Origin of the sequence: Gracilibacillus xinjiangensis, assembly GCF_042651765.1 — a bacterium.
Taxonomy (GTDB): Bacteria; Bacillota; Bacilli; order Bacillales; family Amphibacillaceae; genus Gracilibacillus; species Gracilibacillus xinjiangensis.
On the sequence record NZ_JBHSDT010000008.1, the window covers coordinates 1,202,751 to 1,215,853 of the forward strand.

Below are 13,103 nucleotides of genomic sequence, written 5' to 3' on the forward strand. Positions count from 1 at the left end.
TTTTCTAGTAATTTAGACAAAATTCGATGAAAATTATAAATCTTTTCTATTCTGCTATTAAAAGCAGTGCTTTTTTCACTTCCATATCTTCTTTCCAACCATAATCTCTGGCAGTGTCCGTGATTTTTTCTAATTTTGCACCGAGTAAGTCATCGATTGTTCTTACACCAATTGCACGTCCAGCTACTACAGGCCGATCACTTAGTTTTTCATTTAATAAATCCACATCTAAGGCACCGCACATCACATATCCAACATCGTTTGTTATCACTAATAATGTGGTATAAGGCAATTTAACTGTTATCGCCACAAATGTATGATCCTCTATTTTTAATGGGTTTACTTCCATCATCTAAACACACACCCCTTTCACTAAAGTGTATGTTTAGCCTAAAAAGATGTGCGTAAAGTTAATTATTTTTCTTCAATAAATCTACTAATAAATCTCGCATAAATTCAGGAAGAAAGAACTTCTTCATTTCAGATCGTGCAATCTCCGGAAACATCTTACCAAATGTGAACATATCAGCAGTTGCCAGATAGTATAGTTTGTCATGGTCAATTTCTCTTCCATTTTGATAAACTGCCTTTACATGTTCTATTCCTTGCTTATCTTTATGAATATCTAGTTCTATGCCACTAAAAATAATCTTTCCAATTATTTTGCCTCTAAAGCCAAACCCTTTTAATGCGAAGTGAATTAGTTCATCTTTAAATGCAGCCCGAACAACTTCTATTAGCTCTATCCCTTTTAGCTCTACTAAGCATGGGTTAATTGGATGTGGGCATATCCGATGAATATCACCATATGTTATCATACCAGCTTTAAGACTTTCCAATAGAATACCAGCATTCAGCATGGCAACATCTGCTTTTGTCCATTTTAATAAATGGTCCGTTAATGCTTCTATTATTGGAGTAGATTCATGCCAGTTAACATTCATTGAGTAATCTAACCTTGTTACTGGTTTTTCTAGCAATTTATTAGCATCATCAAGTACTTTTGACAAGAGTTTTTCTGTAGCATGATCACTTTGATACACTTTTGTATCAACAGCATATGCTTGTTTTTTTGTTATACACTTCTTAACATGGTCCCAATCTAGATGGACTTCCCCGACATAATAGCCGTATTTCCCGGCAGCAGTTATTAATGTGTCATTAATATATTCACCATTTTTCAAAAGGTGATGGGTGTGTCCGCCAATAATTACATCAATCTGTGGAAAATGGTTGGCAATATACTGATCCTCTGTCCACCCTAAGTGTGATAATAAAATCAGAATATCTACGTCTTCTTTTACTCGTGTCAATCTGCTTTCAAGAAAGTTATACGGTGAATGAACATTCCATCCTAACGGTTGATAGAATGGCTTAAATGGCGCTGTCAATCCAACAAGCCCGATACGTATACCTGATGCTGTTTCAGTTGTAATATATTCCTGCAGCCATAGCGGATCTCTCTCATTAATTGAAGACAAATTAGCACAGGTCACTTGGAATTTAGCATCATCATATAAATGAAATAAATCATCATACTCTAATGTAATCCCTTCATTATTACCAATTGTAGCAAAATCATATCCTGCCTGATTTAATAACTCCACATTTGCCTTCCCTAGATAAGCTTCTGAAATCGGATGGGATCGATCAACATGATCACCTATATCTACAATCCAGTAAGGATGTTTATCATAACTATGTTTTGTCTTTTTCTCATTCAAGTATTGGACAATATTGCCCCAATTCTCAAAATGGCTATGTAAATCATTCGAATAATAAAAGTGTAATTGTTCAATCATTCTTTAAGCCTCCTGATTACAACTTTCAACTAATATAGCGGTGAAATTAAGCGTGACTTCCATCAGCGGGAGTTATAATTCCCCCTTCAGGTAAGGCGAAATATGTTCCGATCCATAACAGAAGTATCACGTAAGTATTTAGTGTTAATTAAGATAAAAACCCTTGCCAAATTAGACGCAAACCAATGATTAACAGGACGATTCTTAATAAATACTCAACAGCCTTACTAGACATATGCTGACTAATCTTAGCACCAAGAACACCACCAAACCAGGCTCCCGGAATAAATGCCCAAACATATACCCATTCAATATGTCCTAAAAGAATATGGGTGAAAGAACTCACCGTACTTAATGATAAAATCATAAACATTGATGTAGCTGTTGCTATATGCGGAGGAAAGTGAAATAACAAAATCATTGTTGGGACCATCAATGATCCGCCGCCGATTCCGAAGAAACCTGATAGCATTCCTACAATAAATGCAATAAAAATTGCTGCAAATGGTGTAAACGCATAGAAATATTTTTCATTATTAACCGTTGTTTCCCGATAAATTTTATATTTACTCTGCTTTAATGGTTTAGTATGATCAGTCTCTTTATCTTTCTGAAATAAGAAAGTTGTAAAAATAAGCAGCATAAATATACCTAAAAATATAGAAAAGGTATCTGTTTCAACAAATTGATTAAGCCAAGAACCTAGAACACCTCCAGGTAAACTCCCAGCAATAAAAAACAGACCGCTTTTATAGTCAATTCTTTTTAACTTCGCATAAGATATTGTAGAAGACATTGCTGTGAAGACCATGATAATTAAAGAAATACCAACAATCGTACTAGCAGTCGCCCAATCAAATAAATTAGTTGAAGCATGTAATATTAACAATGTTGGCACTAATATTACACCACCACCAAGCCCCACAATACTACCGAGCATTGCAGAAAATAAGCCTATTAGTAAACAAATTATGACGACCAAAATATCACTTCCAGATTTCTGTAATAAAATTATGTAAAAGAAAGAAGAGTTCGTTGCATGAACTCTTCTTCTATTATAAAGCTTAATGATTAAATTATCCAATAAGGCTGTCCTGTTTTGTAGTTCATTAATTCTTTCACATCTCTTATAAAGTAATATTCTTTATCCCAGGAATCCCTTCGTTAACACTTCTTTCCCTTCTCCGAAGTTTACATCCCGTGCTTATCAGGCAATTCATTAAATGATTGTTGTAATTTTTCAAAATCTTTTTTGCCCAGAGCTGACCCTGGACATTCTTCTGCGGTTTTGTTCTGCTTATGGCGCAGCTCGTACACATATGGAGAGAGATAAAATCATGCGGTTAGTGCCTATAAGGAAGCCCAGAAATCAAAAGAGACAAGATAGTGAAAGCCGCCAAATATAGCTCTTTATGTTTAAAAGAATATGATATGGATTATTAATGGTAAGAGAGAAGTGATTAATTAATAAAAAAACCTTTGCTACAAAATATGCAGCAAAGGTTATACTTTTAACCAATAGAACCTTCCATTTCGAACTTGATTAAACGGTTCATTTCAACCGCATATTCCATTGGAAGTTCTTTTGTAAAAGGCTCAATGAAGCCCATTACGATCATTTCTGTTGCTTCTTCTTCAGAGATACCACGACTCATTAGATAGAATAATTGTTCTTCTGATACTTTCGAAACTTTTGCTTCATGTTCTAATGAAATATTTTCATTAAGAATTTCATTGTAAGGAATCGTATCAGATGTTGATTTATTATCCATTATTAACGTATCACATTCGATATTGGAACGTGCACCTTCGGCTTTACGGCCAAAGTGAACAATCCCGCGGTACGTTACTTTTCCGCCTTGTTTTGAGATCGATTTAGACACGATCGTAGAAGAAGTATTTGGTGCCAAGTGGTGCATTTTCGCCCCAGCATCCTGGTGTTGACCTTTCCCTGCTAATGCAATGGACAATGTCATACCACGAGCGCCTTCACCTTTAAGAATAACTGCAGGATATTTCATCGTTAATTTAGAACCGATGTTTCCATCAATCCACTCCATTGTTGCATTTGCATCACATGTTGCACGCTTGGTAACAAGGTTGTATACATTGTTAGCCCAGTTCTGGATTGTTGTATAACGGCAATACGCATCCTTCTTAACAAAGATTTCTACAACCGCACTGTGTAATGAATTGGTTGTATAAGTTGGCGCTGTACACCCTTCTACATAGTGGACAGACGCACCTTCATCAACAATAATCAGCGTACGTTCGAATTGCCCCATGTTCTCAGAGTTAATTCGGAAATATGCTTGTAATGGTGTATCTGTTTTTACACCTTTTGGTACATAAATGAAAGAGCCGCCTGACCATACTGCAGAGTTAAGTGCAGCAAACTTATTATCAGATGATGGAATTACTTTACCAAAATACTCTTTGAATAAATCTTCATTCTCTTTTAAAGCAGTATCTGTATCTTTAAAGACTATTCCTAATTCTTCTAAGTCTTCTTTTAAATTATGGTAAACAACCTCTGATTCATACTGTGCAGAAACACCTGCCAGATACTTTTGCTCCGCTTCCGGAATACCTAGTTTGTCAAATGTTTGTTTGATTTCTTCTGGTACTTCATCCCAAGAACGTTCAGAACGCTCAGATGGTTTTACATAGTAAGTGATCTCGTCAAAATCAAGTTCTGATAAGTCGCCACCCCATTGTGGCATTGGTTTTTTGTAAAATTGCTCTAAAGCTTTTAAGCGGTATTCTAACATCCACTCTGGTTCTTCTTTCATACGGGAAATTTCTTCCACAATATTACGAGTTAAACCTTTTTCCGTACGAAAGATCGAAATGTCTCTATCATGAAAACCATATTTATATTCGCCTATTTCAGGTGCTTTTTTAGCCATATTATTACCTCCTATTTTGGATTTCTTCTCTACTCTTTCCTGTCGGCCGCTACTGCTTTTTCCATCGCTTTCCAAGCTAATGTAGCACATTTAATTCGAGCTGGAAATTTGGAAACACCTTGGAGTGCTTCGATATCGCCTAAGTCGAAATCCACTTCTTCTACATCTTCGCCTAACATCATGTTAGAGAAAATCGTAGACATCTGTAATGCTTCATCAATCTGCCTTCCTTTGATGGCTTGGGTCATCATCGAAGCAGATGACATACTGATCGAACACCCTTCCCCTTCGAATTTAGCATCCTCTACGATGCCATTTTCAATTTGCAGGTGCAATTCGATACGATCCCCGCAAGTAGGATTGTTCATATCTATTGTAACAGATTCATTATCAAGTGTTCCACGGTTTCGCGGGTTTTTATAATGATCCATAATAACTTGTCTGTACAGTGTATCTAAATTATTAAAAGACATCGCCGAAATACTCCTTCGCTCGTTCGATTCCCTCAACTAATCGGTCAACATCATCTTTCGAATTATATAAATAGAAACTAGCCCGAGCCGTTGCAGTGACATTCAACCATTTCATTAAGGGTTGTGCACAGTGGTGTCCCGCCCTCACTGCTATACCTTCTGCATCAAGCACTGTTGCTGTATCGTGTGGATGAACCCCTTCAATATTAAATGTAACTAATCCACTACGCTGTTCTGGTCCAAAGATAGTTATACCTTCCACATCTGCAAATTTGTTTTGTGCATATTGTACAATTTCTCGTTCATGTGCTTCAATATGATCTAAGCCCACTTCTTCAAGAAAATCAATTGCTGCCCCTAAACCAATTGCCCCAGCAATTATAGGCGTACCACCTTCGAACTTCCAAGGCAGTTCTTTCCATGTGGAATCATAAAGGTCAACAAAATCAATCATCTCTCCACCAAATTCAACTGGCTCCATTTTCTCAAGCAAATGTTTCTTTCCATATAGCACACCAATGCCTGTAGGACCACACATTTTATGACCGGAAAATGCATAGAAGTCACAATCTAACTTTTGCACATCAACCTTCATATGTGGAACCCCTTGGGCCCCGTCAACGACTAGAATTGCTCCATTTTCATGTGCAATCTTGGCAATATCATTGATTAAATTAACTGTTCCTAGTACATTTGAAACATGTGTTATTGCAACAATTTTCGTATTGGAGGTAACAGTAGACCGGACAGAATCTAACTTAATTGTCCCATCTTTTTCTAACGGAATATATTTCAATGTTGCACCAGTATGTTTTGCAGCTTGTTGCCATGGAATAATATTACTATGGTGCTCCATTTCGGTTATGACAATTTCATCACCTTCTTTAAGAAAATGACGAGCATATCCATATCCGATCATATTGATGGCAGTAGTTGTGCCTCTGGTGAAGATAACTTCCTCAGTGGAAGAGGCATTGATAAATTGCTTAACTTTATCTCTTGCCCCTTCATACTGATCCGTTGCACGTGTGCCTAATGTATGGACACCTCTGTGAACATTGGAATTGTTCTCTCGATAATAGCTATTAAGTGCTTCGATCACATGGAACGGTTTTTGTGATGTTGCCGCAGAGTCCAAATAAACTAACGGATGGCCATTAACTTCTTGGTCTAATATCGGAAATTGCTCACGAATAGCACGAATATCCATTAGTACACTTTCCTTTCAATTACCTCTGTCAATTGATTACGTACTGCTTGGATCGGAATCTCTTTAACTACTGGTGCCAAGAAACCGTGAATAATTAGTCTTTCTGCTTCTTGTTTAGAAATCCCTCTACTCATTAAATAATACAATTGAATTGGATCTACACGACCAACAGATGCTGCATGCCCTGCTGTTACATCATCTTCATCAATTAAAAGAATCGGGTTCGCATCACCGCGCGCATCCTTACTTAACATAAGTACACGGGATTCTTGTTCGGCATTGGATTTTGAAGCCCCGTGTTCAATTTTGCCAATACCGTTAAAGATAGCAGAAGCAGCTTCTTTCATAACACCGTGTTGTAAGATATAACCTTCTGATTGCTTACCATGGTGTACGATTTTAGCTGTAAAGTTTTGCGTTTGCTCTCCGCGTCCAACCGATACAGTTTTTGCATAAGAATAAGAATTTTCTCCAATTAAATGAGTGATGTTTTCTGAAACAGTGTTCCCATCATTCATTTGGCCCAAATTCCATTCAATCTTGGCATCACGGTATGCTACACCTCGACGGTTCACATAAACAGTTGTTCCTTTAGAGAAATTGTCTACTGAACCGAAGTTAATTTTCGCATTATCATGTGCAATAACTTCTGTCACAATATTTGCAACAGCATTTTTATCTTCGTTATTTGAAATATAGTTTTCTACATATGTTAAGGAACTATTAGCTTCTGCAACAACAATGACATGATTAAATGTTGCAGCTTCCGGATCCTCTTGCCAGAAAATAGCTTGAAGCGGTTCTTCTACTTCTACATTTTTCGGTACATAAACGAATACTCCGCCATTCATTAATGCAGTGTGCAATGCAGTTAATTTATGCTCATCGATTTGCACAGCATCTTTCATATAGTAGCGTTGTACTAATTCACCATGTTCTTTTAATGCTGTCTGGATATCAGTGAGAATAACACCTTGCTCTTCTAATTTAGAGGATAAAGATTTGTAAGCAACACTTTGGTTCCGTTGAATTACTAAATTTTCATTTAAGTTCTCCATATCGAGAAATACTTGAATATCACCAGGTAAATCTTTCAATGAACCGAGGTCATCCGCACTTACATCATGTTTAAAATCATGGAAGTTCCATCGCTTTATACTTGTTTTATCTGGTTTTGGCATTTCTAGTCCATCTGCCAATTCTAATGCTTGAATACGCAGTTCCTGCATCCATTCCGGCTCATTTCTATTTGAAGAAAATGAACGGATGTAATCCTGATCATACGGTAATTTAGTTTCCACAGTCATACAATACCTCCTAACCCTTACGCATTTTGTCCTACAGTTTCGTCTTCAATACCTAGTTCTTCTTTAATCCATTCATAACCTTCTGCTTCTAGTCGATGAGCTAATTCCGGACCACCTGATTTTACTACACGACCTTGCATCATAATATGCACATGATCTGGTGTAATATAATCTAATAATCGTTGGTAGTGTGTAATGATAAGACAGCCGAAGTCTTCACTACGCATTTTGTTAATCCCTTTTGATACAATTTTTAATGCATCGATATCAAGGCCAGAGTCAATTTCATCTAAAATTGCGATAGCTGGCTGGATCATCATTAACTGCAAAATTTCGTTACGTTTTTTCTCACCGCCAGAGAACCCTTCATTTAAATACCGTTGCGCCATGTTTTTATCCATTTCTAAATAGTCCATTGCTCCATCCATTTCTTTAATAAATTTCATTAAAGAAATCTCGTCGCCTTCTTCACGATGTGCATTGACAGATGAACGTAAGAAATCAGATGTTGTTACACCACTAATTTCACTTGGATACTGCATTGCAAGGAATAGACCTGCTTTTGCACGTTCGTCAACTTCCATTTCCAGTACGTCTTCCCCATCTAAAAGAATTTGCCCTTTTGTTACTTCATATTTCGGGTGACCCATAATTGCAGATGCTAATGTTGATTTACCTGTACCATTTGGCCCCATTACTGCATGGAATTCTCCACCTTTGATTGTTAAATTCACACCTTTTAATATTTCTTGACCTTCAATTTCAACATGAAGATCTTTAATTTCTAAAGTTGAACTTGCCATAAATACATACCTCCAGAACATTTTATATTATCTTGACATCAAGTGGAATTAAATTCATTCTCACTTTATTCTCATTATAATCTTATACTATTTCGAATCTATAATCAACCATTATTCGACTTATATCCACTGAATCATATTATACCACAATAAATGAGATATTATCGATTAAGACCACTTCATAATCAATAACTCGATCTTCTCTCATTGCCAGACATCAGCAGTTTAATATGGATACACAGAAGGTAATGTCACTCAGTATACGTGTTTTCTTGTTGCTTTTAGCTATTTACTATATATAATTAAAAGAACAGCAGCTTCACTTTCTCGTGGAACTGCTGTTCTTATTTTAATTATCGATGAACTAATCTTTCTATATCTTGAATAACTTCCTGACTTTTTATATAACTATCTTCTCTTTCTTTTTCAACACTTAATCTCTTCTCCAGATTACGACTATACTCTGCATATCCAACACCGTGGGTTTGGTGCATCGCTTTTTCCATCTCTGTTGTATAGTTTAGATTAAGCTTTTGGTCATTAATAATAAATCAATCCTTTCATTTGTTTGACAAGATAATTGTAACATTATCTGCCAGAAGACCAAAATGTGATTTCTTCCGTTATGACCATCATATAATTAATGTGAAAGGATATCATTAATACAACGAATATATAACCAAAATTAATCCTGAATGCTTTATCTTATTGTGTTATCCTCCACTTTTGATCCCACAGTTCAATTACCTCAAAGAGCTTTGTTACTGACTCCATCGCATATAATTTCTCCTGAACAGTATGTCCATCCCATAATACAAGAGCGGGGACACTTTCGATTTTATGTTTTTTCATAAATTCTGGATAATAAGATGCATTCATTCGAAATATTTTTCGAGATGTTTCTGCCTGTTCGATTACATGCAACATCTTCTCCGCTAATTGGCATGTTGCACAAAATGGTGTGTGTATAAAAATAATTGCTTTTTCACCATTCAGATCATTCCATGATTCCTCTTTTATATCTTGCATCATCATCACCTTTATAAATAATCAGGGTTTATCATAATATGAGAAGATACTAATGCAACCGCCAATTCTGATTCTGGCGTTGCAGCTACCTCTCTAAATGCTTTATCAATATATATATGTGTGGCATGCGGAAGTTCCTTTGACAACTGCTTCCGAAGTTTCTTTCCAGCGTTATCCTCATCAACTAGAATATAGACATCTCTATAGTCCATGTTATAGGTTTCTATTAGATACTCTAGCCGCTCTACTCCCAATGTTCCATTTGTACAGACAATTTCGACGTGATCATTTACGAGTTTTTTCACCTTTTCCTTATCTGATCTACCCTCAACAATAATTACTTTCGAATCTAAATTAAGCATTGGCTCACCTACTTCATCAGACTGCATGCTATTTAACAATAGCTTAGTTTATTGTATGGAACAAAATAGTGAAGTTATGACTAATTAAGGAACGCTATAAAAATTTAGCATTCGCAATACAGATGCGAATGCTAAGTTTATTATTCTTCATTAATCATTTTTTCATAATCTTCTGCAGACATTAAATCATCAAGTTCTGCTTCATCACTAGGTTCTATTACAATCATCCAAGCGTTTTCGTATGGTGATTCATTCACTAGTTCTGGACTATCTTCTAATTCTTCGTTTACTTCCACTACTTTTCCACTAACAGGAGCATATAATTCAGATACTGTTTTAACAGATTCTGCACTGCCAAATGGTTCATCAGCCTCTACCGTATCGCCTACTTCCGGCAGTTCAATAAATACTATGTCCCCTAGTTCTGATTGTGCATGGTCAGTAATACCAACTCTTACTTTCCCATCTTCTTTTTTTACCCATTCATGTTCTTCAGAATATAATAGTTCTTTTGGTAAATTCACGATTCATACCTCCATTTTTTACTGTCTATTTTAATATAAATGCTATTTCCAAGTTTGGTCAAATATTTCTTCTTTAAATCCTAGTGTTACTTGATCTTCTCCTACAACTAATGGCCGTTTGATTAGCATGCCGTCAGATGCTAGATAGTCTAGCTTTTCATCGTCAGAAGCATCTTTTAACTTGTCTTTCAAACCTAATTCCCGATATTTCTTCCCGCTTGTATTAAAAAACTTTTTAATTGGCTGGCCACTTTTTTCAATAATATTTGCTAATTGTTCTTTTGCAGGCGGGTTTTCCACAATGTGAATTGTCTCATATGTAACTTCATTCTCATCTAACCATTTTTTTGCTTTTCTGCATGTACCACATTTAGGGTACCAATAAAACTGCAATGCCATTATATAATTCCTCCATCAAGCTTGTTGCCATTATTTTACCGAATCGTTTCAACATTAAGCAAGTAATAAGATAACATCCTCGCATAAGAGAAAGATAATAGTCCCTATCACCTACTTCCTCTAATTATCTTTAAACGAATCATTTCATTTGATTTACAAAACGTAATCATTACGATAAAATATAGTAACTTAGAGTTATACGTTGTACAAGTTAGGAGAATTGATTATGGTCAGTACCATTGTTGATATGCAAAATGTAAATTTTCATTACGGACACAGGCAAGCATTAGAAAATGTGAATTTCCAAATAAATGAAGGAGAATTCATTGGATTAGTTGGACCCAATGGTGGTGGTAAAACAACGTTAATTAAATTATTGTTAGGGTTAGAAAAACCATCAAGTGGAGAGATATCATTATTTGGTGTACCTATACAAAAATATAAGCAAAAAAACAATATTGGTTATGTATCACAGAAAGCAAACAGTTTTAATCGCGGATTCCCTGCAACAGTAACAGAAGTCGTTGCAATGGGATTAACTGCTAAACTCGGTTACTTTAAACGATTGTCTAAACAACACAGATTAAAAATAGAGCAAGCAATTGAACATGTTGGAATGTCAGAGTACAGAAATGAAAATATCGGTAACTTATCTGGTGGGCAGCAGCAACGTATTTTTATTGCTAGGGCACTTGTTGGTGAACCAAAGCTATTAATCTTAGATGAACCGACAGTAGGGGTTGACGCAGAAAATGTGGAAAAGTTTTTTGACTTATTACATGAGTTAAATGAAGAGAAGATAACATTATTACTTGTTACACACGATATTGGAACAATGACTCACCATGCATCACAAGTAGTATGTTTGAATAAGACATTGCATTTCCACGGAAACCCAAGTTCCTTTAAATCATTATCTAAAGAACAGTTATCAGATTTTTACGGTCATCCCTTAAATCTTGTAACACACCAACATTAAGACGGAGGAAGCTTCATGTTAGCTAATTTTTTTGAGTATGAATTTTTAAGAAATACATTTTTCACCGGGATTATCATCGGTATCATCGCACCATTACTAGGTACATTTGTCGTTGTGAGGCGATTGTCATTAATTGCCGATGCCTTATCTCATGTAACCCTGGCTGGGATTGCATTTGGATTACTTGTAGAGAAAAAGACAGGCACACCATTATTAACACCATTTTACTCAGGATTAGGGTTTTCTGTCATCGGTTCTATATTTATTGAGCGGCTAAGAAGTGTTTACTCCGCATTTCAAGAGTTAGCGATTCCGATTATCTTGTCTGCTGGTGTTGGTTTGAGTGTCATTTTTATCTCTATTGCTAATGGGTTTAATACAGACTTGTATAACTATTTATTTGGTTCTGTTTCTGCTGTTAGCAGGCAAGATCTCTACAGTATAATTATTATAGCGATTCTGGTTTGTGCTGTGATTTTCTTCTTTTACAAGGAACTTTTTTTACTTTCATTTGATGAAGAACATGCAAACGTGACAGGCATTCATTCAAAGATTATTCATTTTATCTTTATCTTATTAACTGCCCTCGTAATTGCAGCATCAATACGTATTGTCGGTGTATTACTTGTATCTTCGTTAATGACTTTACCAGTTGCTGCTAGTATTCGAATTGCAAAAGGATTTAAACAAACGATCATTTATGCGATAATATATGGAGAAGCAGCTGTAATTTTAGGATTAATAAGCGGATATTATTTAGAAATTCCACCAGGTGGAACGATCGTCATGTTATTAATTATATTATTGATAGTCACTATTGTTTGCAAGAAGGTTGTCAACCATTTGATGGGGAGAAAACATCGAGTCGATGATGAGGTGATAGAATGAATACACAAGAAGCACTAGACTTGTTGAAACAAAAAGGGTATAAATTTACTGAAAAGCGTGAGCATATAATTAACTTTTTTGTTAGTGAAAATAGGTATCGTACCGCAAAAGACCTTCAAGAAAACATGGAACCAGACTATGAAGGAATTAGCTTTGATACCATTTACCGCAATTTACATTTATTTGATCAATTAGGTATATTAGAATCTACAGAGCTTAATGGGGAGAAACACTTTCGCTTAAAATGCGATCACCATCACCACCACCATTTTATCTGTAAAAGTTGTGGCATAACAAAAGAAATCCACCACTGTCCAATGGAACAAATTAATGAAGAGTTAAAACAATTTATGATTGAAGACCATAAGTTCGAAATTTATGGTTTCTGCCCTTCATGTCAATAATTCAGCATGATGCT

16 protein-coding genes are annotated in these 13,103 nt (G+C 35.7%); 3 read left to right on the plus strand and 13 right to left on the minus strand.

Annotated features, from left to right (window positions below):
* Positions 1 to 46: 46 nt before the first annotated feature.
* The 13 genes from ACFOY7_RS17410 to ACFOY7_RS17470 all read right to left on the minus strand — a co-directional run bounded on the left by ACFOY7_RS17410 (position 47) and on the right by ACFOY7_RS17470 (position 10,818).
* On the minus strand, positions 47 to 352 hold the full coding sequence (locus tag ACFOY7_RS17410; RefSeq protein WP_390253868.1) for a YunC family protein: 306 nt from the start codon (positions 350 to 352) through the stop codon (positions 47 to 49).
* Between the two features lie 58 nt (positions 353 to 410).
* Positions 411 to 1,802, minus strand: coding sequence for a bifunctional metallophosphatase/5'-nucleotidase (locus ACFOY7_RS17415; protein WP_390253870.1), 1,392 nt, complete (start codon positions 1,800 to 1,802; stop codon positions 411 to 413).
* Between the two features lie 148 nt (positions 1,803 to 1,950).
* Positions 1,951 to 2,784, minus strand: coding sequence for a sulfite exporter TauE/SafE family protein (locus ACFOY7_RS17420; protein WP_390253872.1), 834 nt, complete (start codon positions 2,782 to 2,784; stop codon positions 1,951 to 1,953).
* Between the two features lie 529 nt (positions 2,785 to 3,313).
* Positions 3,314 to 4,711, minus strand: coding sequence for a Fe-S cluster assembly protein SufB (gene sufB, locus ACFOY7_RS17425; RefSeq protein ID WP_390253874.1), 1,398 nt, complete (start codon positions 4,709 to 4,711; stop codon positions 3,314 to 3,316).
* Positions 4,712 to 4,740: 29 nt separating this feature from the next.
* Positions 4,741 to 5,184 carry a Fe-S cluster assembly sulfur transfer protein SufU gene (sufU, locus tag ACFOY7_RS17430; RefSeq protein WP_390253876.1) on the minus strand — a complete coding sequence of 148 codons (444 nt, stop codon included), beginning with the start codon at positions 5,182 to 5,184 and terminating at the stop codon, positions 4,741 to 4,743.
* Positions 5,174 to 6,394: a cysteine desulfurase gene (locus ACFOY7_RS17435; RefSeq protein ID WP_390253878.1), complete on the minus strand. Its 1,221-nt coding sequence runs from the start codon at positions 6,392 to 6,394 to the stop codon at positions 5,174 to 5,176. Before ACFOY7_RS17435 ends, sufU begins: the two co-directional genes overlap by 11 nt.
* Entirely contained in the window at positions 6,394 to 7,701 is a 1,308-nt protein-coding gene (gene sufD / locus ACFOY7_RS17440; RefSeq protein ID WP_390253880.1) for a Fe-S cluster assembly protein SufD, read from the minus strand. The genes ACFOY7_RS17435 and sufD overlap by 1 nt, the downstream gene beginning before the upstream one ends.
* Before the next feature lie 17 nt (positions 7,702 to 7,718).
* Positions 7,719 to 8,504 carry a Fe-S cluster assembly ATPase SufC gene (sufC, locus tag ACFOY7_RS17445; protein WP_390253882.1) on the minus strand — a complete coding sequence of 262 codons (786 nt, stop codon included), beginning with the start codon at positions 8,502 to 8,504 and terminating at the stop codon, positions 7,719 to 7,721.
* Between the two features lie 353 nt (positions 8,505 to 8,857).
* Positions 8,858 to 9,010: a hypothetical protein gene (locus ACFOY7_RS17450; protein ID WP_390253884.1), complete on the minus strand. Its 153-nt coding sequence runs from the start codon at positions 9,008 to 9,010 to the stop codon at positions 8,858 to 8,860.
* Positions 9,011 to 9,209: 199 nt separating this feature from the next.
* Positions 9,210 to 9,533 (minus strand): thioredoxin family protein, encoded by a 324-nt coding sequence (locus ACFOY7_RS17455; RefSeq protein ID WP_390253886.1) that lies wholly within the window; start codon positions 9,531 to 9,533, stop codon positions 9,210 to 9,212.
* Positions 9,534 to 9,544: 11 nt separating this feature from the next.
* Positions 9,545 to 9,895 carry a toprim domain-containing protein gene (locus tag ACFOY7_RS17460; protein WP_390253888.1) on the minus strand — a complete coding sequence of 117 codons (351 nt, stop codon included), beginning with the start codon at positions 9,893 to 9,895 and terminating at the stop codon, positions 9,545 to 9,547.
* 140 nt (positions 9,896 to 10,035) lie between these two features.
* The gene (gcvH, locus tag ACFOY7_RS17465; protein ID WP_390253890.1) at positions 10,036 to 10,419 is read right to left on the minus strand and encodes a glycine cleavage system protein GcvH; all 384 of its coding nucleotides are present in this window, start codon (positions 10,417 to 10,419) and stop codon (positions 10,036 to 10,038) included.
* 42 nt (positions 10,420 to 10,461) lie between these two features.
* A complete protein-coding gene (locus ACFOY7_RS17470) occupies positions 10,462 to 10,818 on the minus strand; it encodes an arsenate reductase family protein (protein ID WP_390253892.1) in 357 nt (118 codons plus the stop codon).
* A 226-nt stretch (positions 10,819 to 11,044) separates the two neighbouring features.
* On the opposite strand from ACFOY7_RS17470, the gene ACFOY7_RS17475 reads away from it, so the two are divergent.
* From ACFOY7_RS17475 to ACFOY7_RS17485, 3 genes are read left to right on the plus strand one after another with little or no spacing between them, the layout of a single operon-like run.
* Positions 11,045 to 11,797, plus strand: a complete 753-nt coding sequence (locus ACFOY7_RS17475) for a metal ABC transporter ATP-binding protein (protein ID WP_390253894.1) — start codon at positions 11,045 to 11,047, stop codon at positions 11,795 to 11,797.
* 15 nt (positions 11,798 to 11,812) lie between these two features.
* Positions 11,813 to 12,685, plus strand: a complete 873-nt coding sequence (locus ACFOY7_RS17480) for a metal ABC transporter permease (RefSeq protein WP_390253896.1) — start codon at positions 11,813 to 11,815, stop codon at positions 12,683 to 12,685.
* Positions 12,682 to 13,089 carry a Fur family transcriptional regulator gene (locus ACFOY7_RS17485; protein ID WP_390253898.1) on the plus strand — a complete coding sequence of 136 codons (408 nt, stop codon included), beginning with the start codon at positions 12,682 to 12,684 and terminating at the stop codon, positions 13,087 to 13,089. The genes ACFOY7_RS17480 and ACFOY7_RS17485 overlap by 4 nt, the downstream gene beginning before the upstream one ends.
* Positions 13,090 to 13,103: the final 14 nt, after the last annotated feature.